Below are 21819 nucleotides of genomic sequence, written 5' to 3' on the forward strand. Positions count from 1 at the left end.
CTGTCGGCATGGCCCGCATCGCCGTCGTCCCCGGCTCCTTCGACCCCGTGACCCTCGGTCATCTCGACGTGATCGAGCGGGCCGCGCGCCTGGTCGACGAGCTGCACGTCGTGGTGGTGCACAACCCCGCCAAGACGGCGCTGCTGCCGATCGCCCAGCGCGTCTCGCTCATCGAGCAGTCGATCGCGGAGGCGGGGGTCGAGGGGCGGATCGTCGTCGCCTCGTGGAGCATGGGCCTGCTCGTCGACTACTGCACCGACGTCGGGGCGAGCATCCTGGTGAAGGGCATCCGCTCGCAGGTCGACGTGGCGTACGAGACCCCCATGGCGATCGTGAACCGCAACCTCGCGCACGTCGAGACGGTGTTCCTCCTGCCCGACCCCGCGCACGCCCACGTGTCGAGCTCGCTGGTGCGGCAGGTCTCCTCCCTCGGCGGCGACGTCGCCCCCTACGTGCCGCCCGCGGTCGCCGCGTACCTCGCCGCCGGCTGAGGCGCCGCCGATCGCCTGCCCGGGCGATCTCGGGCCGTGGACCCGTGCGCCCGCGGCAGCCGGGAGAATGGACCGGTGAGCGAGACGCGCGTGCAGGCCTGGGCCCTCGACGGCATCCCGGAGGTGACTCCCGGTGACGACCTGCTCGAGCTGATCCTCGCGGCCGTCGCCGCCGCCCTCGAGGAGGACCGGCCCGCGGACGGCGACATCCTCGTGGTCACGAGCAAGATCGTCTCGAAGGCGGAGGGGCGCGTCGTCGCCGCGACCGACCGCGAGGACGCGATCACGGCCGAGACCGTCCGCGTCGTCGCCACCCGGGCGCACGGGTCCGGCGTCACCCGCATCGTGGAGAACCGCCTCGGGATCGTGCAGGCGGCGGCCGGAGTCGACGCCAGCAACGTCGCGGAGGGGACGGTCCTCCTCCTCCCCGTCGACCCGGACGCCTCGGCACGGGCCCTCTGCGCGGGCCTCCGGGAGCGGCTCGGCGTGGAGGTGGGCGTGCTCGTCAGCGACACCCTGGGCCGCGCGTGGCGGGTCGGGCAGACCGACGCGGCCATCGGAGCCGCGGGCGTCCTCGTGATCGACGACCTCCGCGGCGGGGTCGACGCCCTGGGGCGCACGCTGGGAGTGACCATGCCGGCCGTGGCGGACGAGATCGCCGCGCTCGGCGACCTGGTGAAGGGCAAGGCGAGCGGTCGCCCCGTCGCCGTCGTCCGCGGGCTCGCCCGCCTGGTGACGGGAGTCGAGAGCCCGGGCGCCCGCACGCTGACCCGCACGGGCCCCGACGACATGTTCCGCCTCGGCGCCGACGAGGCCTTCGCTGAGGGCTTCGCGGCCGGAGCCGCCTCGCGCGAGGAGCGCGCGTGACCGGCTGGAGCGCGGTCGTCGTGTTCAAGGGCCGCGGCGGCTCGAAGACGCGCCTCGACGTGCCGGGCCGCGCGGCGCTGGCCGAGGCGTTCCTCCTGGACACGCTCGCCGCGGTGGCCGCCGCGGAGGCGGTGACGAGCCTTCTCCTGGTCACCTCCGACGCCGGTGCGGCCGACCGCGCACGGGCGGAGCACCCGCAGCTGGTGGTGGTGCCCGACCCGGGGACCCTCGACACCGCCGTGTCGGGGGGAGCCGAGGCCGCCCTGCACCGCCGGCCGGGCGCCCCGGTGATCGTGCTGACCGGGGACCTGCCCGCCCTGCTGCCGTCGGACCTCTCCGAGGCGCTCGCGACGCGGTCGCTCCCGGCCGTCGTCCCGGACCGCGAGGGGAGCGGCACCACGGCGCTCCTGCTGGCGGCCGGAGCCCTCGTCGCTCCGGCGTTCGGCCCGGGCTCGCTGGCCCGGCACCGCGACGCGGGCTGCGCCGTCGTCGTGCTGCCCGGCTCGTCGACGCTGAGGCTGGACGTCGACACGCTCGCCGATCTCGGAGACGCGGAGGAGGCCGGCGTCGGCCCGCACACCTCCCGCGCGCTGGCCGCAGCGGCCTGACGCGCAGGGAGTCCGAGCCGCGGACGCGGTCAGCCGGCGAGCAGCCCCGCCTCGAACGCCGCCGTCAGGCCGGCGTCGATCGCGAGCGGTGCGCCGTCGACCGAGCGGACGGGGATCGCCCGCCGGGTGCTCGACACCAGCCACGCCGCATCGGCACCGGTGAGCGCCGAGACCGGCAGCTCGCGGCGCGACGACGCGAGCCCGCGGCGCTCGCCCAGCGCGAGGACCCGCTCGACCGTCGTGCCGGCGAGCACGCTGCCCGAGAGCGGCGTCGCGAGCACCCCGTCGCCGAGGAGCACCAGGCTCGACGTCGCTCCCTCGAGGAGCAGCCCGTCGCTCGTGCGCCAGACCACGTCGTCCGCGCCCCGGGATGCCGCCTCGCGCAGCGCCGCCCGGGTGACGGCGCCCGAGGTGGTCTTGACGCCCGGGAGCAGCCACGGCGCGAGCGGACCGCTCTCGTACCCGCGGTCCAGCACGACGACGGCCGCGCCCTTCTCCCGGAGCGCGCTCGAGTCGGGAGTCGGAGCCGCGCGCACGGTGCACCGGGCGGAGTCGCCCGAGCCGTGGGCGGCGATGAAGCGGACTGTCAGGTCGTCGACCCGGTCGTGCTCCGCCACGGCGAGGTCGACCGCTCGGGACCAGAGCGGCGCCTCCGGGATCGTCAGCCCGACGGCCCGGGCCGATCCGGCCAGCCGCTCGAGGTGCTCAGTGAGCGCGCGGGGACGTCCGTCGAGGACCGCGACGGTCTCGAAGACGCCGTCGCCGCGGAGGTAGCCCGCCTCGTCGACGCGGACGAGCGGACCCTCCGGGTCGCGGAGGACGACGGCGCCGGAGGTGATCTCGACCAGGACGGGGGTGCTCATCCGCCCATCCTGCCCCCGGCGGAGCCTCAGCGGGGGAGGAGGCCGCTCGCCACGTCGGACGGCTCGACGATCTCGCGCCACGGCTCCGGCCGGAGTCCTGCCGAGCCGAGCACGTCGGCCCCGGCGAGGAGGTCCACGTCGAGACCTGTCAGCTCGCCGATCGCGGCGACCGGCAGCTGGAACGTCCTGAAGCCGCCGAGCGGCACCAGGCCCTCGCGCACGCGCTCCACGAGCTCGCTCTGGTCGAGCAGGTACGCGCTCGTCGCGAGCGTCGATCCGTCCGGGCTCCACGCCGCGATCTTCCAGAAGCGGCGGGGGATGCCCGTACCGCGGTAGACCGGGTCGTCGTCCGCGAGCACGGGCCCGGTGAAGACGCTCAGGCGCGTGCGCCAGGTCTGCGCGTACTCGAGCACCAGCGTCTCGAGCCCGAGCCACAGCTCCTGCGACTGGTTGAAGCCGCTCGCCTGGGGCGCGGCGTTCGTGTAGCAGAAGCTGTCGCGGTTGGCCGCGGCGGCCTCGTCCCGGTCGCCCCAGACGGGGTCGCGGCGGCGGACCAGGTGGCCGCGGTCGAGGTCGTTGCGGGCGTACACCTCCGGCCCGGTCTGCTCGGAGGCGGGGATGCGGTCGTCGAGGTGCCAGTCGTCGCCGCGGCCGAGCTCGACCAGGCGCGCGCCGTCGATGTTCACGGCCGTCGAGACGGCCAGGCGCCGCTCCGGATCCAGCAGCACCTCGAAGTGCGTGTACGGCAGGAGCCGCACCGGGCGCTCGACCCTCAGGAGCGGCGCACCCGCGGGGACGCCGAGGAAGTCCGCGTCGAAGCTCACTCCTCGACCTCCGCCGTCGGAGTCGCCGTGGCTGTCGCTGTCGGGGTCGCCGTGGGCGTCGCCGGGGGAGCCTCGGTCGCGGGGACTCCCGTGCCGGTCGGAGCCGGAGCCGGTGCCTGGGTGGCGGGAGCCGGGACCTGCGAGCCGTTGCTGATCAGCAGGGCGATGTCGGAGTAGCGCGCGACGGTCGTGCCCGCGGCCGGGTCGGTGCCCGCCACCACGCCGGCCGGGAGCGACGAGTCGATGGTCGCCCCCTCCTCGACGTCGAAGCCGAGGTCCTCCAGCGCCTCCGTGGCGTCGTCGACCGAGCGGCCGGAGACGGTCGGCACGGCGATCTGGCGGCCGTTCAGCAGGGCGCTGCTGGGCTCCTCGAAGTCGTCTCCGCCGTACTTCTGGTCGGCGCGGGTCATCACCGAGTTCCAGATGTAGTGGCGGATGTTGGAGGCGTACGGGCGGCTCTCGAGCTCCGAGTTCGGGAAGCGGACCTCGCGCATCGAGGTGTGGCCGTCGATGTTGCCCACCCAGACCACGGTCGCGACGCGCGAGCTCGCCCCGTCCATCCAGGTCGACTCCGCGTTGTCGGTGGTGCCCGTCTTGCCGATGTGCTCGATGCCGTCGTCCGGGTCGGACTGGGCGGCCGTGCCGCCGGTGACGACGCGCTGCAGGGCGTAGTTCGCGACCGCCGTCAGCTCGGGGCTGAGGGCCTGGTTGCAGGTGGAGGTCGGCGGCTGGACGGCGGCGCCGGTCGCGTCGGTGATCGAGTCGATGGCGATCGCGGAGCAGGCGGTGCCGTTGTTGGCGAAGCCGGCGAAGGCGGTGACCATCGAGAGGGGGGAGATGAGCGTGTCCGAGCCGAGGACGGCGGACGGCTTGTAGTCGACCTCGCCGCCGTCGGCCGCCTTCACGCCGAAGCCGACCGCGCGGTCGCGGATCGCGCAGAGGTCGAGCTGCTGCGCCATCGAGACGTAGACGGTGTTGATCGACTGCATCGTGCCGGTCAGCACGCTGTAGCTGCCGTTCTCGCTGTCGTCGTTGTTGACCTCGTAGGAGGTGTCGAGCTCGCCGCCCGGCGCGCAACTGGCGGGGAAGCCCGAGAAGGTGCGCTCTCGGCCGTTGATCGTCTCGTTCAGGGTGCGTCCGCTCGCGAGCCACTGCGCGAGCGTGAACACCTTGTAGGTCGATCCGACCTGGAACCCGGCGGAGCCGCCGTAGGCCGTGTCGGTGTTGAAGTTGACGGCGGAGAAGTTCGCGCCGTTCACGGCGCCGGCCGCGTCGTAGTCCTTGTTCTGCACCATCGCCAGGATCCGGCCGGTGCCGACCTCCATCGAGACGGTCGCGCTGCCGATGTTGGTGTCGAGGGTGGGGACCTTGGGGACGGCGTTGTTCGTCGCGTTGGCCGCGGTGTCCTGCAGGTCGCGGTCGAGCGTCGTGTAGATCTTGTAGCCGCCGCGCTGGAAGTTCGCGAGGCGGGTGTCCGCGTCGTCGCCGAACGCCGGGTCGTTCTGGACGACGCGGGTGATGTAGTCGCAGAAGAAGGCCGCGTTGCCGGCGGTCTGGCAGCCGGTGGGCGTCTGCGTGATCGCGGGGACGACCTCCTCGGCGACGGCGGCGTCGTGGTCGGCCTGCGAGATCTTCCCCTCCTGCAGCATCTGGTCGAGGACGTAGTCGCGGCGGACCTTGTTGTCCGGGATGTTCTCGGGCTGGTCGATCCTGAGGCCGTTGGGGTTGTTGACCGTGGCGATCAGGCTCGCGGCCTGCGCCAGGCTCAGGTCGGCCGCGGTGGTCGAGAAGTAGTACTCGGCCGCCGCCTGGATGCCGTAGACCTGACCGCCGAAGCCCGCGATGTTGAGGTAGCCGAGGAGGATGTCGTCCTTGCTGTACTTCTTCTCGAGGTCGACGGCGAGCTTCATCTCCTTGAGCTTCCGACTCGGAGTGGTCGCGGTCGCCTCCTCGTAGGCGGCCTCCGAGGCGGCCTCGTCGGTCGCGCTCAGCGACTCCGCCTTCTGCACGAGGACGTTCTTGACGTACTGCTGGGTGATGGAGGATCCGCCCTGGAGGTCCCCGCCGACGATGTTGCTGAGCACCGCGCGGATCGTGCCCTGCAGGTCGACGCCGCCGTGGTCGTAGAAGCGCGGGTCCTCGGTCGAGACCGCCGCGTCCTTCACGGACTGGCTGACCTGGTCGAAGGCCACCTCCTCGCGGTTCTGCGCGTAGAAGGAGGCGAGCAGCTCGTCCGAGCCGTCGGTGCGCTTGGCGTAGATCTCGGTCTTCTGGGCCAGCTGGCCGAGCTCGAGGTACTCCGGCACCGTCTCGAACAGCCCGATCGGGTTGTTCTCGGCGAGACCGGTGACGGCGAGGGCGGGAGTGACCCCGACCGTGATCAGCAGGCCCCCGGCGAGGCTGGCTCCGACGATCCCGAGGACCCGGGCGAGCACGCCGCCGCGGGCGGTTCCTTGCGCAGACATGGCTACGAGAGTATGCGACGAGTCTGGATCCGTCGTGCGGCCGCGCTCGGGGGCCCGGATGCCCGCCCTCCCGGCCCCGGGAGCGGCGGCCGCCGGTACGGTGAGCGGGTGACCAGAGCCCGAGCATGACCGCCTCCGCCGACCCCGCCGAGACGCGCCGCCGCGCGGTGCTCGTGGTGGCCGTCCTCGCCTCCTTCGTCGCCTTCCTCGACGGCACCGTCGTCAACGTCGCCCTGCCCGCCATCACCCGCGAGCTCGGCGGCGGGCTCGCGGTGCAGCAGTGGGTGGTCGACGGGTACCTGATCACGCTCGGCGCGCTGATCCTCGTGGCCGGCTCGCTCGCCGACCGCATCGGCCGGGCCCGCAGCATGACCATCGGCCTGATCGGCTTCGGTGTCACCTCGCTGCTGTGCGCGCTGGCCCCCACCGCCGAGGTCCTCATCGTGGCGCGGATGCTCCAGGGCGCCGCCGGCGCGATCCTCGTGCCCAGCTCGCTCGCCCTCATCATCGCGACCGTCCACGGCGCCGCGCAGGCCCGGACCATCGGCGCGTGGACGGCCTGGACCGGCACGGCGACGATCGCCGGCCCCGTGCTCGGCGGCCTGCTGGTGGACGCGGGCTCGTGGCGGTACGTCTTCGCGCTCAACCTGCTGCCGATCGCGGTGACGCTGGTCCTGCTGGGCAGGCTCGGCGCGGTCGACTCGGGGACCCGGGTGCCGATCGACGGCGTCGGCGCCGTGCTCGGGGTGATCGGCCTGGGAGGGCCGGTGTTCGCGCTGATCGAGCAGGAGCGGCTCGGGATCCAGCATCCGCTCGTGCTGACCGCCCTGATCGGGGGAGTCGCCGCCCTCGTCGCGTTCGTCGTGTGGGAGCGGCGAGCGGCGCATCCGATGCTGCCGCTGTCGCTCTTCGCGTCGCGGAACTTCACCGTCGGCAACGTCTCGACGGCGTTCGTCTACGGCGCGCTCTCCTTCGGCTTCTTCGCGCTGGGCCTGTTCCTGCAGCAGACCCTGGGCTTCTCGGCGACCCTGGCCGGGCTCGCGACGCTCCCGCCGACGATCCTGCTGCTCCTGCTCTCGCAGGTCTCCGGGTCGCTGTCGGCGCGGTTCGGCCCGCGGCTCTTCATGGGCGTCGGACCGCTGATCGCCGCGGCCGGGTTCCTCCTGCTCTCCTTCGTCGACGAGTGCGCCGACTACGCCACCCAGCTGCTGCCGGGGATCCTCCTCTTCGGCTTCGGCCTCGCGGTGACGGTCGCTCCGCTGACCTCGACGATCCTCGGCGCGGTGGAGGACGGGCACAGCGGAGTCGGCTCCGCCGTGAACAACGCCGTCTCGCGCATCGCGGGGCTGGTCGCCATCGCCGCGACCTCGCTCGTGGTCGGCGACTCGCTCGACGTCGAGGGCTTCTCCCGTGCCGCCGTCGCGACCTCCGCCCTCCTGGTCGCCGGCGGCGTCGTCTCCCTCCTCGGCATCCGCAACCCGGCTCCCGCCGACCGCTGACGACTGCTCGGGGAGCGTCTCCGACCCCCGTCCGGGGTGCGGCGCTCCGTGTTCACGCGGTGTCCGCCGATCCTTCGACGGAACGTGGATGAAATAGTTGTCGCTACATGGAATACTGATCGACGTCGATGCGCTTGCATACATCGGACGGGGACGCTCTCCCCGCGACGACCGTCACACTCGAGGAGAAACCATGACCGACACCGTCACCATCCCCGGCTACAAGGCCGGCACCTGGGTCATCGACCCCACCCACAGCGAGGTCGCGTTCAGCGTCCGCCACCTGATGATCAGCAAGGTCAAGGGCAAGTTCGAGCGCTTCACCGCCACGTTCACCACCGGCGAGAACCCGCTCGACTCCAAGGTCGAGGCCACCGCCGAGGTCGCCTCCGTCAACACCAACGAGCCCAACCGCGACGGCCACCTCCGCACCGGCGACTTCTTCGAGGCCGAGCAGTACCCGGAGATCCACTTCGTCTCGACCGCCGTCCGCCCGAACGGCGACGACTTCCTCGTCGACGGCGAGCTCACCATCAAGGGCACCACCAAGCCCGTCACCTTCGAGGTGGAGTTCGGCGGCTTCGGCACCGACCCCTACGGCAACTACAAGGCCGGCCTCACCGCCAAGGCCACCATCGACCGCACCGACTTCGGTCTGACCTACAACGCGGCCCTCGAGACCGGTGGCGTGCTCATCGGCGAGAAGGTCACCATCACCCTCGACCTGCAGGCCGCCCACCAGGCGTAGTCCGAGCCGATCGACCGGAGCCGTCCCTCCCCCCGGGGAGCGGACGGCTCCGTCGTTCCCGGAGCCGGTCCGGGATCAGAGGATGCCGAGCTCCGTCAGCTGCTCGGAGATGCCCGCGCCGTCGGGCGCGAAGACCCAGGTCGTGCCGCTGGTCAGGGAGCGGTCCTCGGCCTTGGAGCGGCCTCCCGCGAGCACCGCCTCGCCTGTGGAGAGCTGGCGGATCGCGATCGCCGCGACCTTGTCGGGGTGCTCGTCCGCGAAGTCGGAGTAGATCTCCTCGTCGTGCTGCCCGTCGTCGCCGACCAGCAGCCAGCGCACGTCCGGGAACTCGGCCGCGAGTCGGCGGAGGTTCATCTCCTTGTGCTGCTTGCCGCTGCGGAACCAGCGGTCGTGCGTCGGGCCCCAGTCGGTCAGGAGGAGCGCTCCGGCCGGGTACAGGTGCCGCGACAGGAAGCGGGTGAGCGCCGGGGCGACGTTCCACGCGCCGGTGGAGAGGTAGATGACCGGGGAGCCCTCGTACTGCCGGGCGAAGCGGTCGAGGAAGACCGCCATGCCGGGCGTGGGCATCCGGGCGTGCTCGTCGAGCACGAAGGTGTTCCAGGCGGCGACGAAGGGGCGGGGGAGCGCGGTGACCATCACCGTGTCGTCCACGTCCGACACGACGCCCAGCCGCGACTCCGGACGCACGATGAAGACGGGCGCCTCGACGGGCTTCGAGCCCGCGGTCGAGAAGGTGATGGTGTGCCAGCCGGGCTCGAGCGTGATCGGGAGGTCCGCGTCGACGACTCCGCCGCGGTCGGCCGTCACCCGGTGGGTCTGCCCGTCGGCCTCGACGGTCACGACGGCCCCGCTCACGAAGACGCTGGTGAAGCTCCGCCAGCCGCGCACGCCCTCGACGGGGCGGACCTCCTCGACCCCGGGAGGGGTCGGCCGCGTGTAGAGGACGCGGGCCAGGACGCGCAGCTGCGTCGTCGAGCCGTAGCCGGTGTAGGGGATGACCCTCGGGACGTAGCCCTTGCGCTTCACGCGCCTCATCCGGAAGGAGTGGAGTCGGTCCTCGAGGCGGGCGGCGCGGTGCATGACCTCCGCCTTGCCTGCGCTCAGGGGCTTGCTCTCGGGCGTCAGCGGCATCCGCCCAGTCTGTCAGACCGGATGCCGGACCGCGGATCGCGCTCTCACGCGATCGTCAGGCTCCGGTGGGCTCGATCAGCTCGGGGCCGTTCGCCGAGACGGAGCCCACGGCCGCGCCGACGCCGTGCACCTCGAGCTCCTCGGCCAGCTCGGCCGCGCCCTCGGCGGCCGCGCGCAGCAGCTCGCCGTCCCCGGGGGACGCCGGGTCCAGCCAGTCCTCGATCAGCTCCGGCTGCAGCAGCACGGGCATCCGCTCGTGCACCTCGGCGAGCGGCCCGGCGGAGGGGCGGGTGAGGACCGTCGCCGAGAGCAGCCACGGAGAGCCCGGCTGGGCCGAGCGCCACCACTCGTAGAGACCGGCGAACAGGAGGAGCGAGCCCTCGCCCGGCGAGACGTAGACGGGTGCCTTCGCCCCGTCCGCGCCGACCCGCCACTCGTACCAGCCCGAGGCGGGCACGATCGCGCGCCGGGAGGCGTAGGACTCGCGGAACGACGGCTTCTCGGCGACGGACTCGATCCGCGCGTTGAACAGCGGCGGCCCCGCGGACGGGTCGGCGGCGGAGCGGGGCACCAGGCCCCAGCGGGCTCCGGCGAGCCGGCGCCGCGGCGGGCTGCCCTCCTCGACCCCCTTCATCGACTCCGCGACGACGGCGATCCGCTGGGTCGGCGCGATGTTCCAGGACGGCTCCGGAAGGTCGGCGCCCGGCCCGTCGATGTCGAAGAGCGCCACCAGGTCGGCGGTGGTCTGCGAGAGGACGAAGCGTCCGCACATGGTTTCTCCCGGGTGTATCGGACCCGCGGAGCCGTCGCCCTTCCGGGGGCGCGAAACACGAGGGACTTTCGATGAGACGACCCCGACCGGCGGTCGCCGTGCGTACGATTGTAGGAACCACGACCGAAGGAGCCCGCCGTGCCTCTTGGAAACCTCGTCGATCGACCGTTCGGTGAATCGTCCCAGGTCCGCAACGAGCCGGTGCAGGTGCGCAGCGCCGCCCGTCTCGCCTCGCTGCTCGACGCGGCGGCCGCCGTCGTCGACGAGGTCGGCTTCGACCGCCTGACCACGGCGATGGTCGCCGAGCGCGCGGGAGCCGCGATCGGCACGGTCTACCGCTACTTCCCGGACCGCATCGCCGTCCTCCAGGCGCTGCGCGAGCGGGCCCTCGAGCGCTTCCGCCGCCGCGTCATCACCGAGATCCGCGACACCCACCCGGGCAACTGGTGGGGCGCGGTCGACTGCGCGATCGACGCCTTCTGCGAGATGCACCGCAACGAGCCGGGCTTCCGCTCCATCCGCTTCGTCGACACGATCCACGCCCCCGAGGTCGCGGGCGAGGCGTTCGAGGCCGGCTTCTTCGCCCGCCGCTTCGCCGAGATCCTCGCGTCCGAGTACGGCCTCCCGGGCGGCGCGCAGCTGTCCTTCCGCCTCGAGGTGACCATCGAGGTCGCGGACGCGCTGCTCACGCGCGCGTTCCTCATCGACCCCAACGGCGACCAGCGCTTCATCGACGAGAGCCGCTCACTGCTGCGCCACTACATGACCTCGCACTACGGAGCGGTCGAGGAGTCCTGACGCGCCCGGGCTGTCAAGGCCCTAGTCGCTCTCGGAACATCCCGCAACACTTCGCGGTCCGGGTTGGCAGGCGGCTGCTATTGGTGTTTTCCTTGCCGCCTGGCCCCGTTCGGGGCCGCGGGCCGTGCAACGGCCGGACGCGCGGAGCGAGAGCGGGCACAGTCGTGGACCAGGGACAGATCGGCGCGCACACCGCCGGACGGCGGGCGGCCTCGTGATCGAGTTCCGCAACGTCAGCAAGCAGTACCCGGACGGCACGCGGGCGGTCGACGACTTCTCGCTCGTGCTGCCCTCCCGGCAGACGACGGTCTTCGTCGGCTCCTCCGGCTGCGGGAAGACCACGATCCTCCGCATGATCAACCGGATGATCGAGCCGACCTCCGGCACCATCGAGATCGACGGCGAGGACATCTCGTCCCTGCCCGCCGTCGCGCTCCGCCGCCGCATCGGCTACGTGATGCAGAACTCCGGCCTCCTGCCGCACCGCAAGGTCATCGACAACATCGCGACCGTGCCGAGGCTGAACGGGGTCGCCAAGAAGCAGGCGCACGCCCGCGCGCTCGAGCTGATGGACACGGTCGGACTGGACCGTGCGCTCGCCGCCCGGTACCCCAGCCAGCTCTCAGGCGGCCAGCAGCAGCGCGTCGGTGTGGCGCGCGGCCTGGCGGTCGACCCGAACATCCTGCTGATGGACGAGCCGTTCGGCGCGGTCGACCCTCTCGTGCGCGCCGACCTGCAGCGCGAGACCCTGCGGCTCCAGGACGAGCTCGACAAGACCGTGGTCTTCGTCACCCACGACATCGACGAGGCGTTCCTCCTCGGCGACCAGGTCGTCATCCTCGAGAAGGGCGGCCGGATCGCGCAGAAGGGCTCGCCCGCCGAGATCCTGGCGAACCCCGCGAGCGAGTTCGTCGCCGGCTTCGTCGGTGCCGACCGCGGCAAGCGCTCGCTCCGGATCGAGGAGCGCGACGGCGCCCGCATCGTGGTCGACGGCGACGGGCGCCCGACCGGAGTGCTGCGCGCGCAGGACGGCCCCGCCGCGTGAACTGGGTCGTCAACAACACGGACGCGATCGTCGCGAACCTGCTGGCGCACCTGGCCCTGTCGGTCCCGCCGATCCTGCTCAGCTTCCTCGTCTCGCTGCCGTTCGGCTGGTTCGCGAACCGCTACCGCTGGAGCCGCGGCACCCTGCTGACAGGGCTCGGCGTGCTCTACGCCATCCCCTCGCTGGCCATGTTCATCCTGCTGCCGGTCCTGCTGGGCATCCCGCTCCGCTCGACCGCCAACGTGATCACGGGCCTCACCCTCTACGGCGTCGCGCTGATGGTCCGCACCACCTCGGACGCACTGGGCGCGGTGTCGGACGACGTCCGCCAGTCGGCGACCGCGATGGGCTACTCCGGCTGGGCGCGCTTCTGGCGGGTCGAGTTCCCGCTGGCCGGTCCGGTCCTGCTCTCGGGCCTGCGCGTGGTCACGGTCAGCACGGTCAGCCTGGTGACGGTCGGCGCGGTGCTCGGGATCCAGAGCCTCGGCCTGCTCTTCACCGACGGCTTCCAGCGCGGCATCACCGGTGAGATCGTCACGGGCATCGTCCTGACGATCGTCCTCGCGCTGGTGCTCGACGGACTGCTGGTGCTGATCGGCCGTCTCCTCATGCCCTGGACGGCTCTGGACCGCACGCGCCGCTCGCGCAGACCGGTCGCGGTCGAGAGGGCGGTGACGTCGTGAACCTCATCGCCGAGGCCTTCGCCTGGATCGCCGACCCCGCGCACTGGACCGGGGTCTACGCGATCCCGACCCGTGTCGCCCAGCACGTCGGCATCAGCCTGCTGGTGCTCGTGATCGCGGCCGCGATCGCGATCCCGATCGGCTACCTGATCGGGCACACCGGGCGCGGCAAGGGCATCGCCGTGCCGGTCGCAGGCGGCCTGCGCGCCCTGCCGACACTGGGCGTGCTCGTCCTCGCGGCGATGAGCCTGGGGCTCGGCCTCGGCGCTCCGGTGATCGCCCTCGTCGTGCTCGCGATCCCGTCGGTGCTCGCCGGCGCGTACTCCGGGCTCGAGGCGGTCGACCGCCGCACGGTCGACGCGGCGCGCTCGATGGGCATGACCGAGTGGCAGATCCTGACGAAGGTCGAGATCCCGCTGGGGCTGCCGCTGCTGATCGGCGGGCTCCGCTCGGCGGCGCTGCAGATCATCGCGACCGCCACGCTCGCCGACTACATCGGCGCCGGCGGCCTCGGGCAGTACATCTTCCGCGGAGTGAAGTCGGGGGACTACCCGCAGATGCTCGCCGGCTCGATCCTGGTGATCGTGCTGACGCTCCTCAGCGAGGTCCTGTTCGCCCTCCTCCAGCGGCTCGCCGTGCCGCGCGGAGTCGTGCTCGGCCTGGCCGGCACCGCCGGCCGCACAGGTTCCCGCGCTTCGTCGCCCCGACGACGCGCGGTGATGGGAATCCCCATCGAAGAAGGGAAATAGCAATGTTCACAGCACATTTCACGAAGGGCCGTGTCGCGCTCAGCGCACTCGCGGTCGGTGCCGTCGTGGCACTGGCAGGGTGTTCCTCGAGCGATCCGCTCGATGAGGGATCGGGTGCGACTGCGGGCAGCGAGACCATCGTGGTCGGCTCGCAGGACTACTACTCGAACGAGATCCTCGCCGAGATCTACGCGCAGGCGCTGGAGAACGACGGCTTCACCGTCGACCGCCAGCTGCGCATCGGCCAGCGCGAGATCTACCTGCCCGAGATCGAGAGCGGATCCATCGACGTCTTCCCGGAGTACGACGGCAGCCTCCTGCAGGCGCTCGAGCCCGACGCGACGGCCACCACCGCCGACGACGTGTACTCCGCGCTCGGCGACGCGCTGCCCGACGGCCTCCGCGCCCTCGACGCCGCTGAGGCCAGCGACCAGAACTCGTACACCGTCACCCAGGCCTTCGCCGACAAGTGGGACCTGACCGACATCGCGTCGCTCAAGAACGTCACCGACCCGATCGTGGTCGGCGGCAACTCCGAGCTGCAGACGCGCCCCTACGGGCCCGACACCCTGCAGTCGAAGTACGGCATCACGACCACCTTCCAGGCGATCGAGGACAGCGGCGGATCGACCACCGTCGACGCGCTCACCAGCGACCAGATCCAGCTGGCGAACGTCTACACGGCCGACCCGAACATCCAGAAGAACGACCTCGTCGCTCTCGAGGACCCGGACGGACTGTTCGTGGCCGACAACGTCGTGCCGATCGTCTCGAGCAAGATCACGGACGACGCGGCCGAGGTGCTGAACGCGGTCAGCGCGAAGCTCACGGCGGACGACCTCGTCGCCCTCAACTCCGAGAGCGTCAACGAGCAGAAGTCCGCGTCCGCGATCGCGGGCGAGTGGCTGAAGTCGGCGGGTCTCGTCGACTGATCCTCCCCGGATCCACGCCCGGAGGCGCGTCACTCGTCGAGGTGACGCGCCTCCGCTCTGTTCAGGAGCTTCTTCCCGAGGAGCACGAGCAGGGCGAAGACGACGATGACGCCCACGAAGACGTAGCCGGCGCCGTGCAGGCTCTCCGAGAGCTCCCGGTAGCTGCCCGCCGCGGCCGCGCCGACGCCGACGTAGGCGGACGACCAGAGCACGCACGCCGGGATCGTCCAGGCCATGAAGGTCCGATAGCGCATCCCGCTCATCCCCACCGTCAGCGGGATCAGCGAGTGCAGCACCGGCAGGAAGCGCGAGAGGAACACGGCGAACCCGCCGCGCCGCGCGAGGTAGCGCTCGGCCTTCAGCCAGTTCTTCTCGCCGAGCCGGCGTCCCAGGCGCGACGCGCGGATCCGCGGCCCGAACCAGCGGCCGAGGTAGAAGCCGACGGACTCGCCGCAGAGGGCGCCGATGACGACCGTGACGGCCAGCGCCGCGAACTGCAGCGGGCTGGTCACGCCGGTCGCGCTGACGATCACGATCGTGTCGCCGGGGACGACGAGGCCCGCCAGGATCGTGGTCTCGAAGAAGATCGCGAGTCCGGCGAGGAGCGTCCGCCAGACCGGGGGGACGCTGACGACGAAGTCCAGGATCCCGGTGAGGGTGTCGTTCACCGGGCGCCCCCGCCCGCCGGGGACTCGATCGGGGGCTGGGGCCGACGGCGGCTCCGGATGCTCGGCATGGCTCGATCGTAGGGGCGCACGGCTGGGCGGCGGCAGGGCTGCGCCCGGGAGGCCGGTGGACGCCGGGCGGTCAGGGGACGGCGACGAGCGCGGAGGCCGCCGGGCCGGTGCCGTTCGCCGTGACCGCCTGCACCGAGAGGGTGTAGCTGCGGCCCGGGACCAGCTTCGTGAAGGTCTGCGAGCGCTTGGTCGCGGCGACCACGGCGCTCCAGGCTCCGGCTCCGCTCGTGTCGGACCCGTCGCGCGACACCCGGTAGCCGGTGACCGCCGAGCCACCGGTCCCCGCGGGGGGCGACCACGCGAGCGTCGCCGTGCCGTCCGAGCCCGCCGTGGCGGTGACCGTGGTCGGCGCGCCGGGGAGCCCGGCGGCGACGAGGGTCGCCGTCAGCGTGGTGCTGCTCCCGGGAGTGACGACGCTGTGCGAGGCGGCGCCGCCGTCCGACCAGGACGAGAACCGGTAGGCCGTGCCCGACGCGTCGGTCTGGTCCGGGACCTCCAGCTGGAGGGCCGAGCCCGCCCACGAGACGACGGTCGTGCCTCCGGCGACCTCGGTGCCGTTGACGACGACCGTCCGGCCGGCGGGAGCGGTGGCCAGGATGACGGAGACCTTCTGCGGGGAGAACGTCCGCGTCGCCGTCGTCGACACTCCGCTCGAGTCCGTCGCCGTGACGCTGATCAGGAGGTCGCTGTCCGCGGCGGCGGCGAGGTCCTCCGGGCCGGGGGCGACGAAGGAGAGGTCGTTCCCCGTCAGCGGCCCGAGGAAGGGATGCGTGTGCTGAGCGTGGCGGCGCTGGACGGTCCAGGTGAGCGCCGAGGCGGGCAGGACGCCGTCCTCGGCGTCGGTCGCCGTGGCGCGGAGGCCGTAGCTCCGGCCCGTGACGAACACCCCTCCGTCGGCGGGTGCGGTGATGCTCACCGTCGGGGCACTGTCGCCCGAGGTGATCCTCGTCGTCGCGGGTGCGGAGACGGCTCCCTTCGGATCGCGGACGCGGAGGGACGCGGTCCAGCTGCCGGCGGCGTAGCTGTGGGTGAAGGTCGGGCCGGTCGTGATGCGGTCGGGGGTGCCGTCGCCGAACGACCACAGGTAGGTCAGGGCACCGCCCTCCGGGTCGCTGCTGCCCGAGCCGTTCAGCCGCGCGGCGAGAGGAGCCGCGCCGGAGGAGGGGGCGGCGGTGAGGGTCGCGGTCGGGGCGCGGTTCGCCGCGGCGGTGTAGGCGAGGCGCCGGACCTCGCCGCCGTTCGCGTAGCTGGTGTAGAAGAGGTCCTGGGTCCCGCGCGAGGGACCGAAGGCCATGGCGACGGCGCTGCTGCCGCCGAGGCCGGTCACGAGGTCGCCGGCCGCGCCGGTGCGGCCGAGGGTCCGGATCTTCCCGCACACGTAGTCGCCGAAGAGGTACGCGCCGTCGTAGGCGGCCGGCCAGACGCCGCGGGGGACGTAGGCGCCGCCCGTGATCGAGGCGCAGCCGCTGCTGTGCGCGTAGTCGTGGACCGGGTCGGTGAGACCGGCGGGCGCCGCGGCTCCGCAGTTCGAGGCCGAGCCGGTCTTCGCGCAGTGGCCCTCACGGGTGTTCCAGCCGTAGTCGGCGCCGGCGACGCCCTGGTCGATCTCCTCCCAGGCGTCCTGGCCCACGTCGTTGATGCGGAAGACGGTGCCGGTCGCGTTCGGGTCGAAGGCCATCCGGAACGGATTGCGCAGGCCGCTCGCGAAGGTCTCGCGGCAGCGCACGCCCGCGGCGGCCGGGGCGAGCCGGCAGGAGGCGGTCCCGGTGCCCAGGTAGGGGTTGCCGGCCGGGACGCCGCCGGTGAGGGTGATCCGGAGGATCTTGCCGTTCAGGATGTTCGGGTCGCGGGCGGCGTCGTTCCGGCCGCCGCAGCCGCTGCCGCCCGGCGAGCCGACTCCGCCGCGGTAGTCGCAGCCGCCGTCGCCGACGCTGACGTAGAGCAGGCCGTCCTTGCCGATGGCGAGGTCGCCGCCGTTGTGGTTGCTCGCGGGGGAGTAGATGCCGTCGAGGAGGACGCGCTCGGAGGCCGGGTCGATGCGGTCGTCGGTGCCGAGCTGGAACGAGGAGACGCGGTTGCGCGGGGCTCCCGCGGGGTTCACCGTGCCGCCGGCGTTGGTCGGGCAGGAGGAGTCGGAGCCCTTCGCGGTGTAGTAGACGACGACGGTGCGCGAGCCCGGTGCCGGGTCGACCGCGAGGCCGAGCACGCCGCGCTCGCCGTTGGCGCAGACCTTCGAGCGCAGGTCGAGGGCCGGGGTGGCGACCAGGCCGCCGGCGCGGATCACCCGGATCGCGCCGGTCTGCGAGGAGACGAGGGTGCGCCCGTCGGTCGTGAAGGCGAGGGCGGTCGGCGCGGGGACGGCCGCCACCCGCGAGTCGGTGAAGCCGGCGGGCACGACGGGAGCGGCGGACGCCGGACCCGCGGGCCCGGCGACGAGCGCGGCGGCCGTGATCGCCAGGACGGTGAGCAGGGCGAGACCACGGGGGCGGATCCTCGAGCGGGGCATCGGTGACTCCGAGACGGTCGGCGCTGCTGAGCGAGCGGCGGTCTGCGGCGGTGCAGAGGGCGCTGTCGGCGATGACGCGGGGCCAGGATAGGCGCGCGCGACGGAGGGGCCGTGTCCCCCTTCAGGGTCAACACTGGGGGCTCCGGACCCTGTGTCCCCGGGCCGCTCACGTCGCGCGGGGCTGCTGTGCGGCGGCCCGCCGGCTCACTCCAGAGCGGGCAGGACCACCGCGCGGACCGCCTCCGAGAACCGGGCGTAGCCGGCCTCGTCGAAGTGCAGGCCGTCGTCGACGAAGAGGGAGGGGTCGACAGAGCCGTCGGAGGTGACGAGCGCGTCGGCGGTGGGGACGAAGGTGACGCGGTCGTCCGTCTCGGCGTAGGCGCTGACCGCGGTGTTGGCGGCGCGGACCTCGGCGCCGACGGAGGCGCGGGCGGGCGTCTCCGCGATCTCGACGTAGAACAGCTCGGCGTCGGGGGCGACCTCCTCCACGCGCTGGAGGTACTCGACGACGGCGCCGGCGGTCTGGGCGCCGGTGCGCGAGCCCTCCTCGCCGCTGATGTCGTTCGCTCCCACGTACACGATCACGGCGCGGGGATCGAAGGGGGCGACCATGCGGTCCAGCCACGCGAGGTGATCGGCGACGGTCGTGCCGCCGATCCCGATGTTGTAGGTCTCGAGCGGGCGCAGGTCCTCCTTGGAGGTCGTCCAGCGGCCGATCGTGGAGCTGCCCGTGAGGACGATGCTGTGCTGCGGGAACCCGGCGGCGAAGCGCTTCTCGAGACCGGCGACGCGCTCGGCCATGTCGACGGAGGAGGTCGGGCCGGGGTCGGGGGAGCTCGCGGCCGGAGCGCCCGCGCCTCCGCTCCGCGAGGCGAGCGAGAGGGCGATGCCCGCGCCGGCGAGGACCAGCGCGAGCACCAGCAGCGCGACCAGGAGGCGGAGGCGGATGCGGCGGGGGCCGGGGGCGGAGCCGGAGGGCGTCGCTCGAGTCATGGCTCGATCCTCGGGCATCGGCGGGGGCGCGTCGTCCACGAGGAGGCCGTCCGAGGACCCGCGCACCCGGTGGCCGTCTCTCCGTCACCGGATCGCCGTGATCGAATACGTGCAGAACATCACAGAGGATGCACAGCCGTGCAACACTTGCACATCGCCATCGTCATCGTCGCCGCCGGCCGACTTCCGATGGACGATCACGACGAGGACTCATGGCACGCGCACGCATCACCTGGGTGGACACGGCGAAGGGCATCGCGATCATCCTGGTCGCCCTGGCCCACTCCGTACAGTGGACCACGACGGCCGGGATCGCCCCCGACTCGTGGAACGAGATCAACCTCCTCCTCATCACCTTCCGGATGCCGCTGTTCTTCCTCGCCTCGGGGCTGTTCGCCGGCTCCGTGCTCACCCGGTCGTGGCCGGAGCTCTGGCGTTCGCGGCTGAGCCTGCTGGTCTGGGCCTTCCTGCTCTGGTCCGTGGTGCGGTTCCTCTTCTTCCTGGTGGTGCCCAACCCGGGCGGCACCGACGAGTCCGACCCGCTCGCGCTGCTCCTCCAGCCGGTGATGCCGCACAACGGGCTCTGGTTCCTCTACGCGCTCACGATCTTCTTCGTGGCCGCCAAGCTCGCGCAAGGCCGGATCGACTGGCGGGTGCAGATCGGCATCGCGACCGCGATCGCCGTGGTCTGGTACGCCGTCCGCTCCAGCACCTCCGAGGGCACCGGGAACATCGCCTGGGACGGCATGGCCCGCTACCTGATGTTCTTCCTGCTCGGCCTCTACCTGCGGAACGCGGTGATCGCGTTCGTGGAGCGCCGCGGGATCCTCAGCGGAGTCGGCTTCGGCGTGCTGTTCCTCGTGCTCGCCGGCGTGATCCTCGCCGTCCGCGCCCGCTTCCCGCTGCTGACGATCGGGCTGGTCCTGGTGAGCGTGCTGGCGGTCCTCGCCGGGCTCGTGGTCGCCCGCTTCCTCTCGAACCGGCGCGGCGCGGGCTGGATCACCTTCATCGGCCGCAACACGCTCCCGGTGTACGTGGTGCACGTCCTCTTCGTCTCGCTCGCCACGAGTGCCCTGCTGCTCTTCGACGGAGAGCGCTGGCTCGACGTCATCGGACCGGTCGTGCCGCTCCTGGTCTGCGGGATCGGCGTCGCGGCGGCGCTGGGTTACTGGCGCCTCACCCGCGACCTGCCCGTGCTGAAGTACGGCTTCCAGGCGCCCGCCTGGTTCTCCGGCTCCCGCTCGCGCGTCGACGCAGGCTGACCGCGGGGCGCCCGCCGACGGCACATCGGCATCGGCTCCGGGAGTCTCTTCACCGGGCGAGTCCGTCGATGGCGTCGCGCAGTGAACGGATTCCCAGAGCCGATCTCGCGGATGTGCGCCTGGGAATCCGCTGAAGGCCCGTGAGAGGAAGTCTCAGCGCTCCGTCGCCCGCCTGATCGCTCGGCGTCGAGAGGTCGCCGGCGGCGGGTCCGACGGAGGCGAGCCCCGCTCGGCAGTCGCCGCGCGGGGGACTCCCTCGACGTCGAGAGGGACTGTCTCGACGTCGAGCGACCGGTCGGCTGGAGCGCTCGGAGGGGCGTCCGGGGCCACCCCGGAAAGGGTGCCGCCAGGAGCTCGCGGAAGGCCGCACATCCGCCCCAGTACTGGGATCGGAGGCCGTCGGACCCCTTCCGCCGACCTACTCTCGGAGCTGTGAACGAACTCCTGGACCCGCTCCTGCTGTCGAGATGGCAGTTCGGTCTGACGACGATCTACCACTTCCTGTTCGTGCCGCTCACGATCGGCATGGCGCTCACCGTCGCGATCTTCCAGACCTGCTGGGTGCGCACCGGGAAGGTGCACTACCTGCAGCTGACGAAGTTCTTCGGGAAGCTCTTCCTGATCAACTTCGCGATGGGCGTCGTGACCGGGATCGTCCAGGAGTTCCAGTTCGGGATGAACTGGAGCGACTACTCCCGCTTCGTCGGCGACGTCTTCGGGGCCCCGCTGGCGTTCGAGGGCCTGCTCGCCTTCTTCCTCGAGGCGACCTTCATCGGCCTCTGGATCTTCGGCTGGGACAAGCTGCCCGAGAAGCTGCACCTGGCCACCATCTGGCTGACCACGCTCGGCACCACGCTCTCGGCCTACTTCATCATCGCCGCGAACGCGTTCATGCAGAACCCGGTCGGCTTCCGCATCAACGAGACCAAGGGCCGCGCGGAGCTCACCGACATCTGGGCGCTCCTCACCAACAAGGTCGCTCTCGCCGCGTTCCCGCACACGATCTTCGCCTGCTTCATGGTCTCGGCCGCCGTCATCATCAGCGTCGCGGCCTACCACCTCTCCCGGAACCAGCACCTCGAGACCATGCGCCCCGCGCTGAGGTTCGGCGCCTGGATGATGCTCGTCAGCGGCGGCCTGACCCTGTTCACCGGCGACTCGCTGGGCCTCGCGATGGTCGACACGCAGCCGATGAAGATGGCGGCCGCGGAGGCGCTCTACAGGACCTCCACAGGCGTCGACGCCTCCTTCTCCGTCTTCACCTGGGGCACGCCGGACGGCTCGAGCGAGCTGTTCTCGATCCGCATCCCCTACCTGCTCTCCTTCCTCTCGACGCACACCTTCACCGGCACGGTCGAGGGCATCAACGACCTCCAGGCCCAGTACACCCAGGTCTACGGACCCGGCGACTACACGCCGATCATCTGGGTCACCTACTGGTCGTTCCGCTGGATGATGGCGCTCGGCGTCCTGGCCATCGGCGTGGCCGCGGCCGGCCTCTGGTTCACCCGGAAGGGCCGCGAGCCGAAGCAGTGGATGTGGAAGGTCGCGATCTGGGCCGCCCCGCTGCCGCTGATGGCGATGATCGTGGGCTGGGTCTTCACCGAGATGGGCCGCCAGCCGTGGCTCGTGTTCGGACTGCTGAAGACCGCCGACGGAGTCTCGCCCGGAGTGAGCGGCCTCGAGGTCCTGATCTCGCTGCTCGCCTTCACCGCGATCTACGGCACGCTCGCCGTGGTCGAGTTCCGCCTGATCAAGCGGGCCGCGCAGGCCGGCCCCGACGACGCTCCCGATGTCGACGAGGAAAGCGGTCGCCCGCAGCTCGTCGGCACCGTCTACTAGGAGG

20 protein-coding genes are annotated in these 21819 nt (G+C 72.1%); 12 read left to right on the plus strand and 8 right to left on the minus strand.

Annotation, left to right across the window (positions count from 1 at the left end; genetic code table 11):
* Nucleotides 1–8 precede the first annotated feature (8 nt).
* From coaD to cofC, 3 genes are all read left to right on the plus strand, one after another.
* Entirely contained in the window at nt 9–491 is a 483-nt protein-coding gene (gene coaD, locus C5D36_RS01510; protein WP_104223138.1) for a pantetheine-phosphate adenylyltransferase, read from the plus strand.
* Nucleotides 492–566: 75 nt separating this feature from the next.
* On the plus strand, nt 567–1358 hold the full coding sequence (locus C5D36_RS01515; RefSeq protein WP_258062832.1) for a coenzyme F420-0:L-glutamate ligase: 792 nt from the start codon (nt 567–569) through the stop codon (nt 1356–1358).
* Nucleotides 1355–1966, plus strand: coding sequence for a 2-phospho-L-lactate guanylyltransferase (gene cofC / locus C5D36_RS01520; protein WP_104291481.1), 612 nt, complete (start codon nt 1355–1357; stop codon nt 1964–1966). The genes C5D36_RS01515 and cofC overlap by 4 nt, the downstream gene beginning before the upstream one ends.
* Before the next feature lie 29 nt (nt 1967–1995).
* Here cofC and C5D36_RS01525 read toward each other — a convergent pair whose 3' ends face one another.
* Genes C5D36_RS01525 through C5D36_RS01535 form a run of 3 tightly spaced genes read right to left on the minus strand, consistent with a single transcriptional unit; the run spans nt 1996 to nt 6118 of the window.
* Nucleotides 1996–2829 carry an aminotransferase class IV gene (locus C5D36_RS01525; protein ID WP_104291480.1) on the minus strand — a complete coding sequence of 278 codons (834 nt, stop codon included), beginning with the start codon at nt 2827–2829 and terminating at the stop codon, nt 1996–1998.
* Nucleotides 2830–2855: 26 nt separating this feature from the next.
* Entirely contained in the window at nt 2856–3653 is a 798-nt protein-coding gene (locus C5D36_RS01530; RefSeq protein ID WP_104246547.1) for a DNA/RNA non-specific endonuclease, read from the minus strand.
* Nucleotides 3650–6118 (minus strand): transglycosylase domain-containing protein, encoded by a 2469-nt coding sequence (locus C5D36_RS01535; protein ID WP_104291479.1) that lies wholly within the window; start codon nt 6116–6118, stop codon nt 3650–3652. Before C5D36_RS01535 ends, C5D36_RS01530 begins: the two co-directional genes overlap by 4 nt.
* 125 nt (nt 6119–6243) lie before the next feature.
* On the opposite strand from C5D36_RS01535, the gene C5D36_RS01540 reads away from it, so the two are divergent.
* Together C5D36_RS01540 and C5D36_RS01545 are read left to right on the plus strand one after the other, a co-directional pair.
* Nucleotides 6244–7617: a DHA2 family efflux MFS transporter permease subunit gene (locus C5D36_RS01540; RefSeq protein WP_104295030.1), complete on the plus strand. Its 1374-nt coding sequence runs from the start codon at nt 6244–6246 to the stop codon at nt 7615–7617.
* A 193-nt stretch (nt 7618–7810) separates the two neighbouring features.
* Nucleotides 7811–8365 carry a YceI family protein gene (locus tag C5D36_RS01545; protein ID WP_104237910.1) on the plus strand — a complete coding sequence of 185 codons (555 nt, stop codon included), beginning with the start codon at nt 7811–7813 and terminating at the stop codon, nt 8363–8365.
* Nucleotides 8366–8440: 75 nt separating this feature from the next.
* On the opposite strand, the gene C5D36_RS01550 is transcribed toward C5D36_RS01545, so the two are convergent.
* Together C5D36_RS01550 and C5D36_RS01555 are read right to left on the minus strand one after the other, a co-directional pair.
* The gene (locus C5D36_RS01550) at nt 8441–9496 is read right to left on the minus strand and encodes an App1 family protein (protein ID WP_244230626.1); all 1056 of its coding nucleotides are present in this window, start codon (nt 9494–9496) and stop codon (nt 8441–8443) included.
* Nucleotides 9497–9551: 55 nt separating this feature from the next.
* Nucleotides 9552–10268: an SOS response-associated peptidase gene (locus C5D36_RS01555; protein WP_104291477.1), complete on the minus strand. Its 717-nt coding sequence runs from the start codon at nt 10266–10268 to the stop codon at nt 9552–9554.
* Between the two features lie 138 nt (nt 10269–10406).
* Here C5D36_RS01555 and C5D36_RS01560 point away from each other — a divergent pair, with 138 nt between their 5' ends.
* From C5D36_RS01560 to C5D36_RS01580, 5 genes are all read left to right on the plus strand, one after another.
* Nucleotides 10407–11066 carry a TetR/AcrR family transcriptional regulator gene (locus C5D36_RS01560; protein WP_104223107.1) on the plus strand — a complete coding sequence of 220 codons (660 nt, stop codon included), beginning with the start codon at nt 10407–10409 and terminating at the stop codon, nt 11064–11066.
* A 214-nt stretch (nt 11067–11280) separates the two neighbouring features.
* On the plus strand, nt 11281–12111 hold the full coding sequence (locus C5D36_RS01565) for an ABC transporter ATP-binding protein (protein WP_104225631.1): 831 nt from the start codon (nt 11281–11283) through the stop codon (nt 12109–12111).
* Complete coding sequence (locus C5D36_RS01570) at nt 12108–12794, plus strand: ABC transporter permease (protein WP_104223109.1); 687 nt, start codon at nt 12108–12110, stop codon at nt 12792–12794. The genes C5D36_RS01565 and C5D36_RS01570 overlap by 4 nt, the downstream gene beginning before the upstream one ends.
* Nucleotides 12791–13543, plus strand: coding sequence for an ABC transporter permease (locus C5D36_RS01575; RefSeq protein WP_104225632.1), 753 nt, complete (start codon nt 12791–12793; stop codon nt 13541–13543). Before C5D36_RS01570 ends, C5D36_RS01575 begins: the two co-directional genes overlap by 4 nt.
* Before the next feature lie 2 nt (nt 13544–13545).
* A complete protein-coding gene (locus tag C5D36_RS01580) occupies nt 13546–14475 on the plus strand; it encodes an ABC transporter substrate-binding protein (protein ID WP_104223111.1) in 930 nt (309 codons plus the stop codon).
* A 29-nt stretch (nt 14476–14504) separates the two neighbouring features.
* Here C5D36_RS01580 and C5D36_RS01585 read toward each other — a convergent pair whose 3' ends face one another.
* The 3 genes from C5D36_RS01585 to C5D36_RS01595 form a co-directional block, all read right to left on the minus strand.
* Nucleotides 14505–15143: a DedA family protein gene (locus C5D36_RS01585; protein ID WP_104223112.1), complete on the minus strand. Its 639-nt coding sequence runs from the start codon at nt 15141–15143 to the stop codon at nt 14505–14507.
* A gap of 139 nt (nt 15144–15282) precedes the next feature.
* Complete coding sequence (locus C5D36_RS01590; protein ID WP_104295031.1) at nt 15283–17718, minus strand: PQQ-dependent sugar dehydrogenase; 2436 nt, start codon at nt 17716–17718, stop codon at nt 15283–15285.
* Between the two features lie 204 nt (nt 17719–17922).
* Nucleotides 17923–18711, minus strand: a complete 789-nt coding sequence (locus C5D36_RS01595; protein WP_146083679.1) for a GDSL-type esterase/lipase family protein — start codon at nt 18709–18711, stop codon at nt 17923–17925.
* A gap of 212 nt (nt 18712–18923) precedes the next feature.
* Between C5D36_RS01595 and C5D36_RS01600 the strand changes: the two genes are divergently transcribed.
* Nucleotides 18924–19973 carry an acyltransferase family protein gene (locus C5D36_RS01600; RefSeq protein ID WP_104348320.1) on the plus strand — a complete coding sequence of 350 codons (1050 nt, stop codon included), beginning with the start codon at nt 18924–18926 and terminating at the stop codon, nt 19971–19973.
* 432 nt (nt 19974–20405) lie between these two features.
* The gene (locus tag C5D36_RS01605; protein ID WP_104291475.1) at nt 20406–21815 is read left to right on the plus strand and encodes a cytochrome ubiquinol oxidase subunit I; all 1410 of its coding nucleotides are present in this window, start codon (nt 20406–20408) and stop codon (nt 21813–21815) included.
* Nucleotides 21816–21819: the final 4 nt, after the last annotated feature.

Source organism: Rathayibacter sp. AY1C6 (assembly GCF_002931535.1).
GTDB lineage: Bacteria > Actinomycetota > Actinomycetes > Actinomycetales > Microbacteriaceae > Rathayibacter.